The organism is Flavobacterium hydrophilum (assembly GCF_003202405.1).
GTDB classification, from domain to species: Bacteria; Bacteroidota; Bacteroidia; order Flavobacteriales; family Flavobacteriaceae; genus Flavobacterium; species Flavobacterium hydrophilum.
In genome coordinates, this window is the sequence record NZ_QJHL01000029.1 from 1 (window position 1) to 255 (window position 255).

The 255-nt window shown below is 42.4% G+C and carries 1 protein-coding gene; it reads right to left on the bottom strand.

What is annotated here, in order from left to right:
• The coding region (locus DMB68_RS23505) for a hypothetical protein (protein WP_165830202.1) at nucleotides 1–255 on the bottom strand (255 nt) is incomplete at both ends.

The window sequence follows — 255 nt, forward strand, 5'->3', positions numbered from 1 at the left end:
CTCCATTACAATATACATCGTTCAATTTAGTAGCTGTCGCTGCAATTGGATTAACCACCGGAACTGTATGAGATCCTATGGAATAACAGCCACTTGCATCGGTTACTTTGAAACTATAAGTAACTCCCCCGGCCAATCCACTGAAAATACCTGTAGTATTTGATGTAACAGAAGCTGCAGGTGCTGTAATTTCATAAGTAAACGTCGTACCAACTCCTGTACCTGCTGCTTTGGCAACAGTAACGGTACTGGTAG